The sequence below is a fragment of the Flavobacterium sp. XGLA_31 genome (genome assembly GCF_051547105.1).
Classification (GTDB): domain Bacteria; phylum Bacteroidota; class Bacteroidia; order Flavobacteriales; family Flavobacteriaceae; genus Flavobacterium.
In genome coordinates, this window is record NZ_JBPTTM010000003.1 from 97,235 (window position 1) to 117,435 (window position 20,201).

Here is a 20,201-nt window from a genome sequence, read left to right on the forward strand (position 1 = left end):
TACTAAAAATTAATTAATTTTTGTTTTCAATCTGTTGTTGTTAAAAAAACAAAATCATTGAAATTCAAAACATTATGAGCTAAAGCATTGAATTTACAACAAATCCGTTTTTTTAAGAAACGTGCAAATATATAATTCTATACAAGATTAACCAATTATTTGCGAATTAATATCAAAAAAAATAAAGCCGAAAAACATGCCATTATCATTTGGCAACTATTATTAAAGAATAGTTAAAATTAGAATCGTAAAATTGTGATAACCTTATTTTTTTATTTCAAAAATAGCAATTTCGTAAATCAATCGATTTCGTTGATGCTAACAACCAAATTTCTGTCATATTAATTATATTTGTCGTCGCAAAAAAAATTAAAATCTAACAACACCCGAGGCATTGGATAACAAGAGTAAAATGTCCTGCAGACATTATCAAATGGGATTCAAGCGCAGCGGAATAAAACCTCAACAATATGGCAAAAATTAAAGTAGCTAATCCGGTGGTAGAAATCGATGGCGATGAAATGACACGAATCATTTGGAGCTTCATCAAAGAACAATTAATCCTACCTTACCTGGATTTGGACATCAAATATTATGATTTGGGAATAGAAAGCCGCGAAGCTACCAAAGACCAAATTACCATTGATTGTGCCGAAGCAATTAAACAATACAATGTAGGGATTAAATGTGCCACCATTACACCCGATGAAGAAAGAGTAAAAGAATTTAACCTTTCCGAAATGTGGAAATCGCCTAACGGAACCATCCGTAACATCGTAGGCGGAACCGTTTTCCGTGAACCGATTATCATGAGTAATGTTCCTCGTTATGTACAAGGCTGGACAAAACCTATCGTTATTGGCCGTCACGCTTTTGGTGATCAATACAAAGCCACTGATAAAGTAATTAAAGGAAAAGGAACCCTGACCATGTCATTTACCAACGAGGCCGGTGAAACTACGGAATGGAAAGTGTATGACTTTAAAGGTGACGGTGTAGCCATGTCTATGTACAACACCGATGAAAGCATTTACGGATTTGCTCACTCGTCTTTCCAAATGGCATTGACTAAAAAATGGCCTTTATACCTTTCCACTAAAAACACCATCTTAAAAGCCTACGACGGTAGATTTAAAGATATCTTCGAAGAAGTATACCAACAACACTACAAAGCGCAATTTGATGCTATCGGCATTACTTACGAACACCGATTAATCGACGACATGGTCGCTTCGGCTATGAAATGGAATGGCGGATTTGTTTGGGCTTGTAAAAACTACGATGGTGATGTACAATCAGACACGGTAGCTCAAGGATTCGGATCATTAGGTTTGATGACTTCGGTATTGGTAACTCCGGACGGAAAAACTGTTGAAGCGGAAGCTGCACACGGAACTGTAACCCGTCACTACAGAGAACACCAAAAAGGCAGAAAAACATCAACCAACCCAATTGCGTCTATCTTCGCTTGGACTCGCGGTTTAGAGCACCGAGGAAAATTAGACAACAATCAAGAGTTAATCAATTTCTGTAATGCTTTAGAACAAGTTTGTATTGAAACGGTAGAAAGCGGAAAAATGACCAAAGACTTAGCCATGTTGGTAAAACCGGAAGGTTTAACTGAAGCTGACTATTTATCTACGGAAGATTTCCTTCAGGCTTTGAAAACCAACTTGGATAAAAAATTAGCATAATCCATAAAGGTTATACTTAAAAAAAGCGACTCAACTGAGTCGCTTTTTTTATTGTTTTTCTAAAATATCTTTGGTTTTCAGAATAATGAGCTTGGCTTTGACCCCGGTAGTCAGATTCCATTTGTTGGTAGTAACCATCCCTCCTCTTTCATCAAAAATTACGAATTGTGCGGTATTAGGTCCCGACTCTCCTTGATTCATTGCTTCCACTTCAATTTTATTGATTCCCTCTTTGAGTTCTAAAAACACTTCGCTAAAGTTTTCATCCAATAAAATAGCATCTACAGCTACCTTATCATTAAGCCAAATACGAACAACATCTCCATCGGGAGCTTCATGATCACGACAGGCAATTTTGATAATTTGAGTTCCTACTTTAAATTCTCCTAAATAGGTATCGCTTTTATAACGTTCCAAAATAGCCCCGTCATTACTCTTTCGGTTCATATTATCGGTATACGTTTTGGAAGCACTGGCAAATTGTTCTTTCTCCATCACACTCTTTTCTTCTTCCGGCTTTTTGTTGAGCAGCGAAACGTTTTGCAACAATTTATCTTTTTTATCAAAAATACTCGGATAGGTTATGGCTCTGGAAGAGGTAGGTGAAATGCTTCCCGAACTATTACTCACCGGGGCAATATTCACCTTACGTTTAGGGGTCTCAAATTGAGAAAATCCCTTAAAAGCCAATAGCAATAATAAAAAAAACAAATTATTTTTTTTCATCTCTAATCCGTGATAAACACTGTAAAAGTATTCAAATTCTTGATATAAAAACTTTCTAATTAACCAAAGCTTAACAAATCATTCGTAACAATTCTAAACCATTAACGTCAAACGCACAATCAAAAATAAAAATCATCAATCACATGCAACAAAAAATTATTCTTTTAGCATTGCTATTCGCGACTGCTTTTGCCTTTTCGCAGGAGAAGTTTACGCTTAGTGGTACTATTTCAGATTCCAAATCCAACGAAACCTTAATCGGGGTCAATCTGTCCATCCCCGAGAGTAAAACAGGAATCACAACCAATGAATATGGTTTTTATTCCATCACGCTTCCCAAAGGAACCTACAAAATCCAAATCAGCTACATCGGTTATGAAACCGTTGAGCAAACCATTGTTTTAACCAAAGACATCAAACAAAACTTCCTGATGACGGAAGCCGGTCAACAATTAGATGAAGTTATCATTACCGAAAAAAAAGCAACGAATATTCGAAAACCGGAAATGAGCGTCAACAAACTTTCGACTGCCACCATTAAAAAAATACCGGTAGTCCTGGGTGAAGTTGATGTATTGAAAGCACTGCTCACCTTACCCGGTGTCACCAATGCAGGCGAAGGACAATCAGGCTTCAATGTTCGTGGAGGCGGTGCCGACCAGAATTTAATTCTGTTAGACGAAGCGACCATTTTCAATTCTTCGCACGTTTTTGGCTTTTTTTCGGTTTTCAACCCGGATGCCATTAAAGACTTAAAGTTGTACAAAGGAGGTATTCCGTCTCGCTTTGGCGGTAGAATTTCTTCGGTTTTAGATATCTATCAAAAGGATGGAAACAGCAACCAATTCAGTATGAATGGCGGAATCGGTTTAATCTCGAGTCGCCTGCTGGCAGAAGGGCCTCTGGTAAAAGACAAAGGTTCTTTCCTTTTTGCCGGAAGAGGATCTTACGCACACTTATTTCTGAAATTGTCTGACAATAAGAACTCTGTGTATTTCTATGATTTAAATACCAAAATAAATTACAAACTGAATGCCAACAATAACATGTATCTGTCCGGTTATTTTGGCCGGGATGTTTTCAGTTGGAATGGGAATTTTACCAATATTTATGGTAACGCCACGCTGAACCTTCGTTGGAATCATCTTTTTTCAGACAAATTATTTTCTAATCTTTCCGCTATTTACAGCGATTACTACTACGGTTTGGATTTGAATTTACTGGCCTTCAAATGGAATTCGGGCATCAAAAATTACAACCTCAAATACGATTTCAAACATTATATCACCGACAAAATTAAGTTGAATTACGGGCTAAGCGGTATTTATTACGATTTCAATCCGGGGACAATTGACCCTTCCGATTCCCAATCGGGTATTAATCACAAACAACTCGAAAAGAAATATGCTTTTGAACCGTCACTCTATATTGATGCCGAACAAAAAATAAACAAAAACCTATCGCTTTCTTATGGGCTGCGCTTCAGTCAGTTTTATCGTTTGGGGAGTTCAACGGTCAATATTTATGAAAACAATCAGGCTGTTGTCTTCAATCACGATTTACAAATTTATGAGAAAGGAACTCCCATTGACACCAAATATTACGGCCGCAATAAAGTCATTGAAAGTTTTGACAACTTGGAGCCACGCTTTGCCGCTTCGTATCAGCTAAACGAAAACCAATCAATCAAAGCCAGCTACAACCGTATGACCCAGTATTTGCAATTGATATCCAATACGGCTTCTCCAACACCATTAGATGTTTGGACCCCAAGTGATAATTTCATCAAGCCTCAAATTTCAGATCAGGTGGCTTTAGGTTATTTCCGAAACTTCAAAGACGACAACTATTCCTTGGAAGTAGAAACCTTTTACAAAAAAGTAAAGAACCGTATCGATTACATAGACGGAGCCGATTTGATTGCCAACGAAGCCATAGAACAGGTCATTTTAAACGGTGAAATGCGTGCCTACGGTTTAGAAGTGATGTTGAGAAAAAATACCGGAAAACTGAACGGTTGGATTTCATATACCTTGTCAAAATCACAACAAAGAACACCGGGACGAGACGCTACCGAAACCGGAATCAACAACGGCAGTTGGTACAATTCAGGCTACGATAAATTACACAATTTATCGGTTACAAGCTCTTATATTTTAAACCCTAAATGGACTTTTGGTGCCAACTTTGTATTACAATCCGGACAACCGGTCACCTATCCTAACGGACAATATCAGTATGGTATAGGTGATGAAGCAATTACCATCCCTACTTATGGGCTGCGCAATGGAGACCGACTGCCTGCTTACCATCATTTGGATTTATCTGCAACTTATACCCCAAAACCAAATAAGAAGAAAGGATGGCAGAGCGAATGGGTCTTCAGTCTCTATAATGTGTATGGCCGCAAAAATGCCGCTTCCATTTCCTTCAGACAAAACATGGATACCGGAGCCAACGAAGCCATTCGTCTTTCCATTTTCGGCGTAGTACCAGGTGTTAGTTATAACTTTAAATTTTAATATCATGAAAAAATTCAATTATATCATTGCCATTCTCTTCGCTCTTTTACTCACAAGTTGTGAAGATGTTGTACAGGTTGATTTAGATACTGCCGCACCGCGCTTGGTAATCAGCGGCTCATTGCAATGGCAAAAAGGAACGCCGGGCAATGAACAAAAAATAAAATTGTCTACCACTACCGGGTATTATGACACAAACATTCCAACAGTTTCAGGAGCTTTGGTTTTTGTCACCAACAGCGATAATGTGACCTTTAACTTTAGCGAAGAGGAAGCTAATTCCGGTTTGTATGTATGCCACACCTTTATTCCTGAAATTGACAAGACCTATGTCTTGACGGTAATCCTGAACGGCGAAACCTACACGGCTACCGAGACCCTGAAAAGCGTATCTCCAATTACTGCGGTTACCCAAAACAACGAAGGAGGATTTTCGGGGAATGACATCGAAATCAAAACTTTTTTCACTGATCCCGGAGATGCAAACAACTATTATTTATTCCGCTACAAAGCCAGCGGAAATGCCATCTCCTTTTATGACGTAAGTGATGATGAATTCTTTCAGGGCAATGAATTCTTTGGCTATTATACTGATGAAGATATGGCCAGCGGTGACACTCTCGACATCACTATTTATGGGGTTTCTAAACGCTATTTTGAATACATGAGCAAATTGATTTTAATCTCCGGAGGAAGCAATGGCCCTTTTTCAACACCACCAGCCACCGTCAGAGGAAATATCATCAATCAAACACATCCGGACAATTATGCCTTGGGGTATTTCAATGTTTCGGAAACCGATGTAAGGCATTATACAATCCAATAAACAAAAACACAAAGTCAGAGATACGAAGTACGAAGTGGGAATGCGAAGTTTTTTATTTACTTTTACAATTCCAACTTCGTACTTCTAATTTTTTAACTGCATCCTTCAAATGTCTTCACATCACATCGTTCGCGACGACCAGGAACCGGCCTTAATCATTGCTAACGGCGAAGCCTGTAGTCAGGAATTATTAGGTCAATTACTCGAATGGTCCCCTTTGGTAATTGTATTGGATTCAGCCATTGAACGGGTATTGGAGTTGGGAATCAAAGTTGATGTACTGTTAGGTGATTTTGACCGAGGTTTTGATGCCGCCTACTACAAGGACAAACAATATCCCATTGAAATCGTATTTGCACCGAATCAGGACAAAACTGATTTGGAAAAAGCCTTTGATTATTTAATCGAAAAAGGACACAAAGCCGCCAATGTCATCTGGGCCACCGGAAGACGAGCTGATCACACCATCACCAACCTGACCAATATTGTGGCCTATCGCAACAAACTGAAAGTCGTGATTTTGGACGACCATTCGAAAGTATTTTTACTTCCTAATTCTTTTGAAAAATGGTATACGGCTGACACTATTTTATCGTTAATCCCTATCGGAAAAGTGACGGGAATTACTACCAAAAATCTTTTTTACTCACTAGACAACGAAGACTTAACTATAGGCTACCGCACCGGAAGCAGCAATCATGTCACCGCTGACGGCATCGTTTCCATCATGCATGCTGACGGCGATTTATTATTAATGGAATGTTGGGATTAAACCAAAACACTTTGAAAAAAACTCCAAATACCACCGAAAAAAAAGGCTTGCATCCACGAAATGCACATCGGTTTCAATATGATTTTGAAACATTGGTAAAAACTTGTCCTGATTTGAAGGACTTTGTATTTTTCAACGAACATCAAAAGGAAACGATTGACTTTGGTAATCCTGATGCGGTAAAAGCACTGAACAAAGCACTTCTGATCACCCATTACGGCATCCAAAAGTGGGACATTCCCACCGGTTTTCTTTGTCCTCCCATTCCGGGTAGAGCGGATTACATTCATTACCTCGCCGATTTATTGGCTTCGACAAATAACGGAGTCATTCCGGAAGGTGAAAAAGTGATGGGTTTAGACATTGGTATTGGCGCCAATGCCATTTATCCGATCATAGGGAATTCGGTTTACAGCTGGAGTTTTGTCGGAACCGATATCGATGAAAAAGCACTGCAAAACTGTAAAAAAATCATAGCCCATAATCCAAAATTAATTAACTCTGTAAGCCTTCAACTGCAAATTGAAAGTCGTTTTATTTTTAAGAACATCATCTTACCCGAAGACAAATTTGCCTTCACCATGTGTAACCCTCCTTTTCACAGTTCGGCCGAAGAGGCGGAGAAAAGTGCTTTACGAAAAGTCAACGCACTCCACCCGGTTAAAACCAATAAAGCACTGCTGAACTTTGGCGGACAAAATGCAGAGCTGTGGTGCAAAGGCGGCGAATTAGCATTCCTCACACAAATGATTTACGAAAGTGTCAAGTATCCGATGCAGTGTTTGTGGTTCACCACTTTGGTTTCAAAAAAAGAAAATCTTCCCAAAATTTATAAACTGCTGAATAAAGTGGGCGCTGCGGAAATCAAAACCATCGACATGGCGCAAGGCCAAAAAATAAGCCGAATCGTCGCCTGGACATTTCTCTCTCCCCAACAACAACAAGATTTTATTACTACTTTAAACACATGAGTAATTCAAAAATAGAAATCCTGAAAACGGAAATCCTTTCAGACAATTGGTACACGCTTCGGAAAATCACTTATAATTACCTGAAAAAAGACGGCAATTGGGAAACCCAATCGCGCGAAGCGTATGACAGGGGCAATGGCGCTACTATTTTGTTATATAATAAATATTCTAAAACCGTAATCCTGACCCGTCAATTCCGTTTGCCAACTTATGTCAATGGTAACGAAACCGGCATGATGATAGAAGCCTGTGCCGGATTATTAGATAAAGACAACCCGGAAGAATGCATCCGTCGGGAAACCGAGGAAGAAACCGGTTATAAGATTTCGGCAGTTGAAAAGGTGTTTGAAGTGTACATGTCACCCGGCTCTGTAACCGAAATTGTCCACTTTTTCATTGCCGAATACACCACAGCCATGAAAGTAAACGATGGCGGAGGAGTGCAGGAAGAACAGGAAAACATTGAAGTACTGGAGCTCGATTTTGACAAAGCCTACGGTATGATTGCTTCCGGAGAAATAAAAGATGCCAAAACGATTATGCTCTTACAATACGCTAAAATCAATGGTTTGATTTAGAAACCTTTCTTCTTATCTTTACCCATCTGAACTTTTACTGCTGTAAAAATGAAATTCCAAGTCGTATCCGAATACCAACCTACCGGTGACCAACCGCAGGCCATTGACAAATTAGTCACGGGCATCAACAATGGTGAAAAATATCAAACTTTACTGGGAGTAACCGGTTCGGGAAAGACTTTTACGATGGCCAATGTGATTCAGGAAGTCGAAAAACCGACTTTGGTTTTGGCGCACAATAAAACCCTGGCAGCACAGTTGTATTCAGAATTTAAACAATTCTTCCCCAACAATTCCGTACAGTATTTTGTCTCCTATTACGACTATTACCAACCCGAAGCCTATATCCCTGTTACCGGAGTTTTTATTGAAAAAGATTTGTCCATCAATGACGAATTAGAGAAACTGCGTTTGAGCACTACCTCTGCCCTGCTCTCGGGACGTCGAGATGTATTGGTCGTGGCATCGGTTTCCTGCTTATACGGTATAGGAAATCCGGTGGAATTTCAAAAAAACGTAATTGCCATAGAAAAGAACCAAATGATTTCACGGACCAAATTACTACACCGTTTGGTCCAAAGTTTATACTCCAGAACCGAGGCCGAATTCACTCCGGGAACATTTCGAATCAAAGGTGACACCGTAGAGATTTTTCCGAGTTACGCAGACGAACCGTTTCGTGTACATTTTTTTGGCGATGAAATTGAAGAAATTGAAGCCTTTGACGCCAAATCTTCCAAAGTGATTGAGCGTTACGAAAAGCTGAATATATATCCCGCCAATATGTTTGTAACTTCCCCTGATGTGTTACAGGCAGCCATTTGGGAAATCCAACAGGACTTGGTCAAACAAGTCGATTATTTTAAGGAAATCGGAAAACATCTTGAAGCCAAACGGTTGGAAGAACGCACGAATTTTGATTTGGAAATGATTCGCGAACTGGGCTATTGCTCCGGAATTGAAAATTATTCCCGATACCTGGACCGTCGTCTTCCCGGCACACGGCCCTTCTGTTTGTTGGATTATTTCCCCGATGATTACTTGATGGTCGTTGATGAAAGCCACGTTACCATTTCACAAGTGCATGCGATGTATGGCGGCGACCGAAGCCGAAAGGAAAATTTAGTAGAATACGGTTTCCGATTGCCGGCAGCCATGGACAACCGTCCGCTGAAGTTTGAAGAATTTGAAAGCATGCAAAACCAAGTGGTGTATGTTTCAGCCACACCGGCAGATTACGAATTGCAAAAATCGGAGGGAATTTATGTGGAGCAGGTGATTCGTCCTACCGGGTTATTGGACCCCATCATAGAAGTGCGCCCGAGTCTGAATCAAATTGACGATTTAATCGAAGAAATTCAGGTACGATGTGAAGCAGATGAGCGTGTTTTGGTCACTACCCTGACCAAAAGAATGGCGGAAGAATTGACCAAATATTTAACCAAAGTATCCATTCGTTGTCGTTATATTCATTCCGATGTGGACACGTTGGAGCGTGTGGAAATCATGCAGGATTTGCGCAAAGGATTGTTTGATGTACTGATTGGAGTGAACTTACTCCGGGAAGGATTGGATTTGCCCGAAGTATCATTGGTCGCTATTTTAGATGCCGACAAAGAAGGATTCTTGCGCAGTCATCGCTCGTTAACTCAAACTGTAGGCCGTGCCGCGCGAAACGTAAACGGAAAAGCGATTATGTATGCGGACAAAATTACCGCTTCGATGCAGAAAACCATAGACGAAACCAATTATCGTCGCGAGAAACAAATGCGTTACAATGCCGAAAACAATTTGGTCCCAAAAGCTTTGAATAAAAGTTTAGGCAATGCCTTGAGCGGCAACTCGGTTTCTACTCAATATTTTGAAGATAAAATTGCCAAGGCCGCTGAACCGGAAAGTTTGTATTTGTCCAAACCGGAGATTGAAAAGAAAATCCGGGATACCCGAAAAGCCATGGAAAAAGCGGCGAAGGACCTTGACTTTATGCAGGCTGCTAAGCTGCGCGATGAAATTCAGGCATTGCAAAAAAAACTCGACTAGCCAGCTGTTCACTTTTTTTGTATCTTAGCTTCACGTTCAACCAGATTCTTACTTAAAATCCATTTCCCATGAAAAAAAGTTTTATGATAGTGCTTTGCCTAACTCTGGCAGCCTGCAACCAAAAAGAAAAACCAGTAAATGGTGAAATGCCGTTTTTTATTTTTGACAAAGTAGAATATTACCATACCGGCATCAGTGCTAACGAGACTGATTCTATAGTCATGAAGCAAGATAAGACCAGAAAAGAAGAGGGCCTCCTGCAAATTATAAGGGGACGGATTCCGGTAAGTACCATTGACACTTTGTTTATCAAAAATATGGAATTGCTCTCTTTTGAAAAATACAGCATTGACGCGAAACTAAATCCGCAAATCGCCCAATTGTTCTCTGTACATCAACCCAAAACAAAGGCAACTGAAACCAAGACCAATTCCCCTACTTATACTGACGTTTTAATTTTCAGAAAAAAAGACAAAGTCATTGGAGTCGCTAAAATTTGTTTTGATTGTAAAAAAAGCTGGATTATGGGATCCCGATATCCTACCGAAGATTTTGGCCTTTCGGGAGAATATGAAGAATTGCATCAACTTTTGGCATCGATTGCCAAGCCTCAATAAAAAAAAAAACGCCTCCTAATGGAGGCGTTTTTTTATCTAATGCTACTGCTTACATAATATCAATCAAACGTTTGGCCTTTGGTAAGGCATCCTCGCGTTTGGGAAGTTGGATGTGCAACACGCCACTTTCGTAGTTGGCTTTGATGTCGTTTTCGTTAATGGTGTCCGGCAACGTAAACGCGCGTTTGAAAGCGGAATAGCTGAATTCCTTGCGGGTATAACGACCGTTTTTATCGGTTTCTTCGTGTTGGTTCTTAGCCTCAGAAGAGATGGTCAACACTTTGTTATCCACTTCAATGTTAAAGTCTTCTTTTTGTTTGCCCGGAGCAGCCAATTCAATGGTAAAATCGGTATCAGTTTCTTTGATGTTCACTGCCGGAGTATTCAAACTGAAATTTTGGAATCCTCCAAACCAATCCGGTTTTAAAAATTCATCCATCATTGATGGAAAGTTTGTGTGATTTCTTTTGATTAAGTTCATGATGTTATGTTTTTAAAGTTATACAATTCAATGATTACACACCAACATCAACAAAGGAAATGCCAACTGTATTTTTAAGTCATTTTGGCAATTTCAGGGCAATTAAGAAGAGATAAAAATGAAATTTTGACCGTTTTAACAAAACGTTAACTGACTAAATATCAGAGCCCATACCGCTTCAAAACATCAAACTTTAATTTGAAATACAACAAAAACCATGGCATCTCTATTACACAACTATTTTTTAAATTGATTGACGTACGATTTTATTTTAACTTTTAATTACCTTAGTGCCGATTTACCCTTTACAACAAGACTTCAACACCTTATAAAAGAATAACTTATGAAACGCTCTACCTATACCCGTTATTATAGAATCATTATTTTATTCTTTTTAATTTTATGGAGTAGTTATTCCGTTGCTCAGGTAACTACGTTACTCAGTCCCACATTCAATAACGGCGGGTTTGAACAAGGCAGTACGGGTTGGAGTTTCCAAAACTACAGCAGCGGTGTGAACAATTGGGCTTTGGGGAGTATTCCTACTGCGGGGTTTAGCGGTGCCAACTGCGCCTATATATCCAATTCGACGGGGTTCCCATACAGTCATCAATATACCACAACCAGCAACAGTTATTCTAAATTGTACCGCGATGTAGTCATTCCGGCGGGCACAATTAATTATTCACTGCGTTTTAAAACCTTGGTACAAGGCAAACAATCGGCCGCCCAATTGTATGTTTATTTAGTTCCGGCTACTGAGGTGCTCATTCCCGGAAGCCTACCCAATGGCACGGCTTTGGCTACCTATTATTTGCAAGGTACCGGATGGACAGATAAAACCCTTATTTTAGACAATACCTTATTGGGCAATGCCAGTAGTGACGTAACTAAGAAACTCGTTTTTGTATGGTACAATTATTCGAGCTCTACAGGAACCCAACCTCCGGCCGCAATTGACGATGTAACGCTTGACAACTGTTCGAGTCCGAGTGCCATTACAGCTGTGAGCAGTTTTGACCACGCAACTTTGGATTGGAGCTCACCTGATACCAGTTGGAACGTTCGGTATAAGGTCCCTGCTGCCACGATATGGACCACGGTAAATGCTTCTACCAAACCTTTTGTGCTCTCGAATCTTTTAGAATCAACAGTATATACAGTGCAAGTGCAAAATGCTACTTTGCCCTGTTCCGATTGGAGTACGGCCATTACTGTAACGACAGGCCCTGTCAATAACGACTGTACCAATGCTACATTAATTGAAGGACAGGAGGATGTAAATTCATTAGTGATGGTGGTGGCCAATTATAGTGGGGCTACCCTAACCGGACCAACGCCAACGTGCAACTACACTTTTCCTTCCAATTCGGGCAACCTATGGTTTCGGTTTACAGCCAACGGCACCAGATACCTCTTGGATTCCAATTCGTCTTCTATAAAAGCCGAATTGTATGCAGGAACCGATTGTAACAATCTGGTGTACCAATACTGTAAAAGTGGGTTAAGCTATCTGGACAATTTGGTACCGGGTACCCAATACTACCTCAGAATGATTAATACCAGCATCCAAGATCCTCAGTTTTCGAGTAACCAAATGAATTTCCGATTGGTTAAATGCCCGGATGCTCCGGCAAATGATTTGTGTGAGAATGCCTTTCCTTGGACGGGTACTGCGATCCCGGCGCAATTGGTGGGTGCCAATAACGAACATCCGGAACTGCCTTACAATGCTTTTTCATCACCCACCTCCGTTTTGGGTGATGTATGGTTTTCCTTTGTGGCGACAGAAAACTATGCTACTATAGTGAGTGCACCGCAATTTGCCGATTTGTATTCCGGCTCCTGTGCCGCTTTGACCTTTATGAACACTTTTAACGGGAGTCCCAAAGAGACTTCTCAATTGCAAATAGGGCAAACGTATTATGTGCGGGTGTACAGTCCGAATGTGACGACCAGTACCCCTTTCACCTTTAATATTATCCCAAGACCCTCACCGGTCAATGATTTGTGCAGTGCACCAGCAACGGTTGTGTTAGACACCGATGGAGAAACTCAATTCACTTCTTCCGGTACCGCTTATGCTACTCCATCCAGTGGGGTTCCCTCCACTTGTACACTTTCGGGCACGAAAGATATTTGGTACCAATTTACCGCAGGAGCTACCGCTTATCTTATATCGTCTCCTTACATGACCAATACGTATTCAGACAGTTGCGGCAATTTTACCCAATTAGGCTGTGGGACGACCTATACCCTCAGCAACCTGATTGTGGGTCAAGTCTATTTTATCCGCGTATATACCAACCAAACCATTACCATCCGAGAGTTTTATGCGGCAGACGAGTGCAACAACAGCACCGTTTTGATTCCGGCTCCCAACCCTAATTTTACTTATTCTTCTACCGTCAATGCCACCGCGGGAGCTTTGTCAACCAGTTGTATTGCTAACAACAAAGACGTATGGTTCCAATTTACCGCTACCTCAACTAAAAACAAGATTACTTTGTTGAATGCTTATGCTACCACCGTGAATGAGGCTGTAGCCATCACCATTTATAGTGGTAGCTGCACGGCACTTACCGAAATGGGATGCTATTCGTTCCTGAACAATAACAACCTCAATGTAACGCTTTCCTCTTATTTTGTGGGACAAACCTATTATATCAAAGCTACCCGGGCTTCGGGCACCTATTTTGGTATAAAAGTAATTCCGATTGAAACCCAACCCAACAACGAAATAGCAACAGCCATAGTCTTTACTCCTGACGAACCCGGAGTATGTACACAGGTTTCGGGTTCTACGGCAGGAGCCGATCCTTCGGTTTCTATCCCGACACCCTGCAACAATACTTCCTCATATGCCGATGTTTGGTATTCCTTTGTAGCTACAGTACCTAGTTATAAGATAACGTATACTACAGCAGGTTACCATTCTTTTACGATATACAAAGTTACCGCTCCCAATACCCTGACACTTTTTACCTGTTTGACGGATAATATTTCCGGTTTTGAGGTAGGCGCCACGTATTATATTCGGGTGGGTTCCGCCTCTGAAACCTATAGCCAAACCTTCTCCTTCTGTCTTTCAAAAATCATTGATACACCAACAAATGACGAATGTCTGAACGCCATTACGGTACCCGTTGCAAGTACTATGGAATGCACTGAATCCATTACCGGGAGTTTAGCACAGGCTACTTATGATGTGACACATCCAATAACAGCTGCTTGTATTTACGGCAGTTTAGACAAAGATATTTGGTACCAATTCACCGCGACCGCGACCAAACTTCTTTTTAACAATACCGGAAATGCAAACAAAAATATTCGCTATGCCTTAATGCAGGGAACCTGTAATGCTTTAACCTGTCTCTACAGCAGCAGTCTTAATGGCATGCAGTCCAGTGTTCTTGGTCCGTTGACTGTAGGCGCTACCTATTTCTTAAAAATAAGTTACGTCAATGATGATGGAGTTAGCTTTTGTATGAGTACGGCTCCGGTGATAGAAAATGATTTATGCCAAAACGCAACGGTTTTAATTCCATCAAGCGATTTAACCTGCAACACCATCAGAAATTATACTTGTTCTGAACCCTCTACCGCCTTAACCGTTTCCGGTTGTACCGGCAGTATTCCGTTATACTTGTACAATGCTTCATCGAACACCAACTATGGGGATGCCTGGTACAAATTTACCGCTACCGGCACCGAACACGTATTGACTTTTGTAACCGGCGGAGGTTACGTTCAACTATTTGAAGGCAATTGCAATGGTTTCAGCTGTCATACGCCTTATAACTATGCAAACACCAGTACTAACATCAAAGACTTTTTATTTACCCAATTAACGGTAGGGCAAACGTATTACATTCGCATCATTCATAGCTTGTATTCGCATAACCTAAGCTATTATGATATTTGTTTGAAAACCCCAACGAGCGTGCCAAGTAACGATGAGTACAGCAATGCTATGGTATTGATTCCTTCAGCTGATTTGGATACTTGTAACCCTGTGAGTAATACCTTCAACCGGGCCACCAATTCAGATAGCATACAGGCTCCTTCCTGTTCGAATAACAGTTCCCCTAAAGATGTATGGTTTCAATTTACCGCTACCTCTACCCACCACCAATTACAAATTCATTTAAGCAATCCGCAAGCCTTGCTTCTTTCTTTTTTTACCAGCTTATACAGTTCGGTAAACGGCGTCATCAATCAGGAAGTTTCCTGTTTTGATCCATTTGATAATGTGATTCCGAATCTGGATGTTTCACTGGGTGGCACCGATTTTAATTCCAACTATTATTATACGCTGATGTTGCAGAATTACTATAACCTGACGATAGGGGCTACTTACTATATCCGCATGTATCCTTTTGTAGAGCAGCAGTACGATTACAGTATTGTAATGCCATATGATGTCTGCTTGAAAACATTGCCGGACATTCCGGCGAACAACGATTATACAACAGCAACCCCGCTAACCGTTTCGCCTTATGACAACATCCAATACGTTTCAGGTTATACAACCCGGGCAGCCTATCATGTTACCGAGCCTTACAACAATGTAACTAATCCGTGTGCCGAGTTGGGAGCCTTTGCATATCCTGCTTATCAGGCGAGTAATGCATGGTATAAATTTACAGCCCAACAAACTTCCGAAGCCTTGCATGTGATTAATGATGCTGATGTTTTATTTCCTCTAACTGATTATTATAACTTTCAATACTACCCGCTTTATGCTGCTTTGTATGAGTACAATAATACTGTGATGGAAACCAAACAATGTTATGCTGATACAGCAAACAATTTAATATTCAATAATTTGGAAGTAGGAAAAGAATACTACCTGAAAATGATGTATAAAAACATTATGTATCAAACCGATTTTGAATTTCAGGTTAGTGTTGCCAATACTACCGCATTAGGATTAAATTCTTCGGAACACAAAAGCATTACCTTGTATCCGAATCCGGTGGCTGATGTGGTGACACTTGCCAACCCAAATCATCTGGAATTAACCGGTATCCGAGTGTACAATATAGTAGGACAATTGGTATTGGAACAGGAGACAACCAACAATTCCGATTGGAAAGTGGATTTATCCCAATTACAAAAAGGAGCTTATGTACTCAAAGTAAAAAGCAGTGAAGGAGAAAATAATTATAATTTCCTCAAAAAGTAAGGACCAAATTAAGCGGTTAGTTCAATTGTTCCTGAAAAACTTCCAGTAAAAATTCGGGAGAAATCATTTTGGTGGGTGAAATTTCCATGGCTTTCAACACGCGTTTGATGGCATGAGGATTCAATCCCATATTGATTCCTATTTCGTGTATTTTGATGTATTCGCGCTCGTGCAGCACACCATCACAATGCATCAATAGCGCGAGGCGGTAGAACTGTTGGATGCGCTCAAACTCTGATTTAATCATCACAGGGTAATTTTCCTGATGAAATAAATTTTTAAAATCATCTTTGGCAATTTGAAGTTCCTCAGCAATCATGGTCAGAAAAAGATATTCTCTTTCATGCAAACGGCCATCTACCACTGAAAAGGCAATCATTTCGGCCAGCAACGCTAATTTTTCTTCGTAGTTATCCATCAAAAATCAAATATTATTTCCGCTAAAATATAATTTTTTGTGAAATTCTGTTATTTTGTTACCCCAAAAATTGCTTTTTATTTACTTTTACCTCATCAAAATTTCAGTCTAATGAAAACATTTAGAAAGATACTATTGCTTTTATTTCTAAGTACTACAGCGGCTTTTGCCCAATACGGAAATCCTTATGGCAACTATGGCGGTTATGGAGGAGGGTACAGAGGGGGTTATCGCAGCGGTATGCCCGGCGGTGGAGAGACAAAACCTTCTCCAGAAAAAATTGAAAAAGAAAAAAATGAACAAATTGACAAGGCGATGGCCCGGTTAAAGGAAGATTTAAATTTAGACGACCTTCAGTTTATCGCCATAAAAAATGAAATTATGAGTAGCTATAAGAGTCTCGATATTTTAATGAAAAGCGAAATTCCGGATGAAGACAAAACCAAACAATACAAGGCCATTCAGGAAAAAGCGGAAAAAAACATTATGAGCTATCTCAATGCCGCACAAAAAGAAAAATACCAGCAACTCAAACTGGAGAAAAACAACAAAAAAGAAGATAAAAAGAGTAAGAAAGACAAGGATAAAGAAAAAACAACAGAATAAAATCTTATTTTGAAAACACTATCCATCTTACTGCTTTCTATACTATCCCTTACAGTAACCGCTCAAAGTACGGCAAGTCAGCAGGTCAGTACTTTCTCCATTGTTGCTCCCCAACTACAAACCAGCAAAAAAATATGGGTCTATTTGCCTAAAGATTATGCAGTCTCTACCAAGCGGTATCCTGTGATTTACATGCATGATGCACAGAATTTATTTGATGCTCAAACCTCATTTGCCGGCGAATGGAATGTTGACGAAACCCTGGACAGCATTCATGCTCAAGTCATTGTCATCGGGATTGAAAACGGGGGAGACAAGCGTATAGACGAATTGACTCCTTACAAAAATGAAAAATACGGTGGTGGCAAAGCCGATGCTTACCTTGATTTTATTGTGAATATCTTAAAACCCAAAGTCGATGCCAGCTACCGCACCAAGCCCAATGCACACAACACTTGCATTATGGGAAGTTCTTTGGGTGGCTTGGTTTCTTTTTATGCCGCCATAAAGTACCCAAAAGTATTCGGCAAAGTGGGTTGCTTTTCCCCTTCGTTTTGGTTTGGCAGAAAAGAATTGAATGCACTACTCTCTACCACTAAGGATTTTGATGCCAAAGTCTATTTTCTTTGCGGCGATAACGAAGGCGATGCCGATGTGATTCCCGATATGGAAAATGTAATTCATTGGGTGAATACCAAGCGCTGTGAATGCAAAAAACTAAATAAAAAAGTAATCGTCAAAGGCGGACAACACAACGAAAAAATGTGGCGTGAAAGCTTTAAAAAGGCGTACCTTTGGCTGTTTTAAATTTAGAAAAATGAACAACAACGATATCTTTAAAAAATTAAGAGTGGCCCTGCAATTGCGTGACGATCAAATTGTGGAAATTATGCAATTGGTAGATTTCCGAATTTCGACTGCGGAACTGGGCGCCTTTTTCAGAAATGCCGACCATCCGAAATACATGGACTGCGGAGACCAAGTGTTGCGTAACTTTCTGAACGGATTGGTAATTCATTTGCGCGGCACTAAAGAAGATCCTAAAGTGCCTATGGAAGTGATCAAAGGACACAAAGCCAATGCACCTAAAAAGGAATTCAATACGACAAAACCGGAATTCAAAACAAAAAGCACTGCTTCAAAGAGTACGGAAAAACCTAAAAAGAAATTCGTTCCTAAAAAAACCGCTACAAAACCAACTGTTGTTGAGAAAGTTAAGTTTAAAAACGGCAAAAAATAATTGTCTGAGTTAGGGTTTCTGTTATATTTGTCTGTTCTATAATTCGTTAATCAATTACCAAAACAGATGAAAATTATTAATTCTCTTTTACTCGCCGGTTTAGCTGTTATTACCTTTTCGTGTGATACCGATACCGAAAAATCCAACAACACTGCTGTAAAAACAACCACTGCGACTACCTTAGCCGTAACTCCAAAGAAATTTTTATTTGATGCCACTAAGGCCGAAACGGCCGGAAATGCAGACTGGGTTTTAGATGCCGACACCTCACCACAACGTTATCCTACTCCGGCTCAGTCCAATATCACTTCCACTACAACCGAAAGCTTCTGGAAAGGCGGACTTTCAGCTTGGGGTGTAGCCTTGGCCAAGTTAGGACATACTGTTGAAACTTTACCTTCAGGGACAGCCATTACATACGGCGGAACCGGAGCACAGGATTTGAAAAACTACGATGTATTTGTGGTAGACGAACCGAATATCCGATTCACTTCGGCTGAAAAAACAGCCATCTTAAAATTTGTGCAAAACGGAGGCGGATTATTCATGATTTCCGACCACACCGTTTCTGACCGTAACAATGACGGTTGGGATTCTCCGGCCATTTGGAACGACTTGATGTCAACCAACACGGTAAAAACCAATCCTTTCGGAATTACCATTACCTTAAATAACATTTCAGAAACATCATCCAACCGCTTGAGCGCTACGACCAATCCTATTTTAAATGGTTCTCAAGGTACAGTTTCCAATCTGAAATTCTCAAACGGAGCTACCATGTCTATTAATACAACAGCCAATAACACCGTACAGGGGTTAATTTGGAGAGGGACTTCCTCGCAAGGTACTTCTAATATTATGTGTGCCTCGGCCACTTTTGGTTTGGGAAGAGTATTTGTAATTGGCGACAGTTCCCCGGCAGATGACGGTACCGGAGCCAGCGGAGATACGCTTTATCCGGGTTGGACCGAATTGGTTTCGCACTCCCGCCTGCACATGAATGCCTCGCTTTGGTTGGCTAAGTTGTAAACCACAAAAAAATACAGAAATCCCAAGTGAAAGCTTGGGATTTTTTATTGCCTGAAACATGACATATATCAGTAAGAATTTGATTTTCAAAAGCTAAATTTGATTACATTAACTGTAAATACTATTTATCATGAGAAAAAATATGGGTTCATCTGATAGAGCAATCCGAGTGCTGGTGGCAACGGTGATTGCTGTCTTATACTACAACCATACGATTACCGGGACGTTGGGTATCGTCCTCTTGGTTTTTGCCGGCGTATTTGTGCTAACCAGCTTAGTGAGTTTTTGCCCGCTCTACGTCCCCTTCCGCATCAATACGTGTAACGTCAAAAAAGGAATAAAATAGTTTCAAACCTAAAAACCTGAGTGCTTGCTCAGGTTTTTTTTGAATCATTATTTTTTTGAAAAAAATTTTTGATTACGTTTTGAATCATTATTTTTTTTAGAAAAAATTTTGATTACGTTTTTGCGCATTATTTTTTTTAGAAAAAAT

17 protein-coding genes are annotated in these 20,201 nt (G+C 40.2%); 14 read left to right on the forward strand and 3 right to left on the reverse strand.

Going from position 1 to position 20,201, the window contains the following annotated elements; all coding sequences use genetic code 11:
- The first annotated feature begins 470 nt into the window (after positions 1 to 470).
- A complete protein-coding gene (locus tag ACSVH6_RS07025; RefSeq protein WP_438076931.1) occupies positions 471 to 1,694 on the forward strand; it encodes an NADP-dependent isocitrate dehydrogenase in 1,224 nt (407 codons plus the stop codon).
- 48 nt (positions 1,695 to 1,742) lie between these two features.
- Here the strand turns inward: ACSVH6_RS07025 and ACSVH6_RS07030 are convergent, their stop codons facing one another.
- Complete coding sequence (locus tag ACSVH6_RS07030; RefSeq protein ID WP_438076933.1) at positions 1,743 to 2,420, reverse strand: hypothetical protein; 678 nt, start codon at positions 2,418 to 2,420, stop codon at positions 1,743 to 1,745.
- Between the two features lie 143 nt (positions 2,421 to 2,563).
- On the opposite strand from ACSVH6_RS07030, the gene ACSVH6_RS07035 reads away from it, so the two are divergent.
- The 7 genes from ACSVH6_RS07035 (at position 2,564) to ACSVH6_RS07065 (ending at position 10,746) form a co-directional block, all read left to right on the forward strand.
- Entirely contained in the window at positions 2,564 to 4,942 is a 2,379-nt protein-coding gene (locus ACSVH6_RS07035) for a TonB-dependent receptor (RefSeq protein WP_438076935.1), read from the forward strand.
- A gap of 4 nt (positions 4,943 to 4,946) precedes the next feature.
- Positions 4,947 to 5,768 carry a DUF4249 family protein gene (locus ACSVH6_RS07040; protein WP_438076936.1) on the forward strand — a complete coding sequence of 274 codons (822 nt, stop codon included), beginning with the start codon at positions 4,947 to 4,949 and terminating at the stop codon, positions 5,766 to 5,768.
- A gap of 109 nt (positions 5,769 to 5,877) precedes the next feature.
- Positions 5,878 to 6,540 (forward strand): thiamine diphosphokinase, encoded by a 663-nt coding sequence (locus ACSVH6_RS07045; protein WP_438076938.1) that lies wholly within the window; start codon positions 5,878 to 5,880, stop codon positions 6,538 to 6,540.
- A gap of 11 nt (positions 6,541 to 6,551) precedes the next feature.
- Positions 6,552 to 7,511: a 23S rRNA (adenine(1618)-N(6))-methyltransferase RlmF gene (rlmF, locus tag ACSVH6_RS07050; RefSeq protein ID WP_438076940.1), complete on the forward strand. Its 960-nt coding sequence runs from the start codon at positions 6,552 to 6,554 to the stop codon at positions 7,509 to 7,511.
- Complete coding sequence (nudK, locus tag ACSVH6_RS07055) at positions 7,508 to 8,089, forward strand: GDP-mannose pyrophosphatase NudK (RefSeq protein WP_438076942.1); 582 nt, start codon at positions 7,508 to 7,510, stop codon at positions 8,087 to 8,089. The genes rlmF and nudK overlap by 4 nt, the downstream gene beginning before the upstream one ends.
- A gap of 48 nt (positions 8,090 to 8,137) precedes the next feature.
- Complete coding sequence (gene uvrB / locus ACSVH6_RS07060; RefSeq protein WP_438076944.1) at positions 8,138 to 10,129, forward strand: excinuclease ABC subunit UvrB; 1,992 nt, start codon at positions 8,138 to 8,140, stop codon at positions 10,127 to 10,129.
- 68 nt (positions 10,130 to 10,197) lie between these two features.
- Positions 10,198 to 10,746, forward strand: a complete 549-nt coding sequence (locus ACSVH6_RS07065) for a hypothetical protein (RefSeq protein WP_438076946.1) — start codon at positions 10,198 to 10,200, stop codon at positions 10,744 to 10,746.
- Between the two features lie 49 nt (positions 10,747 to 10,795).
- Here ACSVH6_RS07065 and ACSVH6_RS07070 read toward each other — a convergent pair whose 3' ends face one another.
- Positions 10,796 to 11,227: an Hsp20/alpha crystallin family protein gene (locus ACSVH6_RS07070; protein ID WP_438076948.1), complete on the reverse strand. Its 432-nt coding sequence runs from the start codon at positions 11,225 to 11,227 to the stop codon at positions 10,796 to 10,798.
- Positions 11,228 to 11,570: 343 nt separating this feature from the next.
- On the opposite strand from ACSVH6_RS07070, the gene ACSVH6_RS07075 reads away from it, so the two are divergent.
- Positions 11,571 to 16,415: a T9SS type A sorting domain-containing protein gene (locus ACSVH6_RS07075; RefSeq protein ID WP_438076950.1), complete on the forward strand. Its 4,845-nt coding sequence runs from the start codon at positions 11,571 to 11,573 to the stop codon at positions 16,413 to 16,415.
- Between the two features lie 16 nt (positions 16,416 to 16,431).
- Here ACSVH6_RS07075 and ACSVH6_RS07080 read toward each other — a convergent pair whose 3' ends face one another.
- On the reverse strand, positions 16,432 to 16,833 hold the full coding sequence (locus ACSVH6_RS07080) for an excinuclease ABC subunit B (protein ID WP_438076951.1): 402 nt from the start codon (positions 16,831 to 16,833) through the stop codon (positions 16,432 to 16,434).
- A 111-nt stretch (positions 16,834 to 16,944) separates the two neighbouring features.
- Between ACSVH6_RS07080 and ACSVH6_RS07085 the strand changes: the two genes are divergently transcribed.
- The 5 genes from ACSVH6_RS07085 to ACSVH6_RS07105 all read left to right on the forward strand — a co-directional run bounded on the left by ACSVH6_RS07085 (position 16,945) and on the right by ACSVH6_RS07105 (position 20,054).
- Positions 16,945 to 17,439: a hypothetical protein gene (locus tag ACSVH6_RS07085; RefSeq protein ID WP_438076953.1), complete on the forward strand. Its 495-nt coding sequence runs from the start codon at positions 16,945 to 16,947 to the stop codon at positions 17,437 to 17,439.
- Between the two features lie 9 nt (positions 17,440 to 17,448).
- On the forward strand, positions 17,449 to 18,246 hold the full coding sequence (locus tag ACSVH6_RS07090) for an alpha/beta hydrolase (protein ID WP_438076955.1): 798 nt from the start codon (positions 17,449 to 17,451) through the stop codon (positions 18,244 to 18,246).
- Between the two features lie 10 nt (positions 18,247 to 18,256).
- Positions 18,257 to 18,679, forward strand: coding sequence for a DUF1456 family protein (locus tag ACSVH6_RS07095; protein WP_438076957.1), 423 nt, complete (start codon positions 18,257 to 18,259; stop codon positions 18,677 to 18,679).
- Positions 18,680 to 18,745: 66 nt separating this feature from the next.
- Positions 18,746 to 19,708: a hypothetical protein gene (locus tag ACSVH6_RS07100; RefSeq protein WP_438076959.1), complete on the forward strand. Its 963-nt coding sequence runs from the start codon at positions 18,746 to 18,748 to the stop codon at positions 19,706 to 19,708.
- A 130-nt stretch (positions 19,709 to 19,838) separates the two neighbouring features.
- On the forward strand, positions 19,839 to 20,054 hold the full coding sequence (locus ACSVH6_RS07105; protein WP_438076961.1) for a YgaP family membrane protein: 216 nt from the start codon (positions 19,839 to 19,841) through the stop codon (positions 20,052 to 20,054).
- The last annotated feature ends 147 nt before the right edge of the window (positions 20,055 to 20,201 follow it).

Bases quoted from the DNA above. Each gene is read 5' to 3' on its own strand.
- ACSVH6_RS07045 (WP_438076938.1), top strand. From the start codon at position 5,878: ATGTCTTCACATCACATCGTTCGCGACGACCAGGAACCGGCCTTAATC.
- ACSVH6_RS07085 (WP_438076953.1), top strand. From the start codon at position 16,945: ATGAAAACATTTAGAAAGATACTATTGCTTTTATTTCTAAGTACTACA.
- ACSVH6_RS07075 (WP_438076950.1), top strand. From the start codon at position 11,571: ATGAAACGCTCTACCTATACCCGTTATTATAGAATCATTATTTTATTC.
- ACSVH6_RS07105 (WP_438076961.1), top strand. From the start codon at position 19,839: ATGAGAAAAAATATGGGTTCATCTGATAGAGCAATCCGAGTGCTGGTG.
- ACSVH6_RS07095 (WP_438076957.1), top strand. From the start codon at position 18,257: ATGAACAACAACGATATCTTTAAAAAATTAAGAGTGGCCCTGCAATTG.
- ACSVH6_RS07035 (WP_438076935.1), top strand. From the start codon at position 2,564: ATGCAACAAAAAATTATTCTTTTAGCATTGCTATTCGCGACTGCTTTT.
- ACSVH6_RS07030 (WP_438076933.1), bottom strand. From the start codon at position 2,420: ATGAAAAAAAATAATTTGTTTTTTTTATTATTGCTATTGGCTTTTAAG.
- ACSVH6_RS07040 (WP_438076936.1), top strand. From the start codon at position 4,947: ATGAAAAAATTCAATTATATCATTGCCATTCTCTTCGCTCTTTTACTC.
- ACSVH6_RS07025 (WP_438076931.1), top strand. From the start codon at position 471: ATGGCAAAAATTAAAGTAGCTAATCCGGTGGTAGAAATCGATGGCGAT.
- uvrB (WP_438076944.1), top strand. From the start codon at position 8,138: ATGAAATTCCAAGTCGTATCCGAATACCAACCTACCGGTGACCAACCG.
- ACSVH6_RS07070 (WP_438076948.1), bottom strand. From the start codon at position 11,227: ATGAACTTAATCAAAAGAAATCACACAAACTTTCCATCAATGATGGAT.
- ACSVH6_RS07065 (WP_438076946.1), top strand. From the start codon at position 10,198: ATGAAAAAAAGTTTTATGATAGTGCTTTGCCTAACTCTGGCAGCCTGC.
- ACSVH6_RS07080 (WP_438076951.1), bottom strand. From the start codon at position 16,833: ATGGATAACTACGAAGAAAAATTAGCGTTGCTGGCCGAAATGATTGCC.
- nudK (WP_438076942.1), top strand. From the start codon at position 7,508: ATGAGTAATTCAAAAATAGAAATCCTGAAAACGGAAATCCTTTCAGAC.
- ACSVH6_RS07100 (WP_438076959.1), top strand. From the start codon at position 18,746: ATGAAAATTATTAATTCTCTTTTACTCGCCGGTTTAGCTGTTATTACC.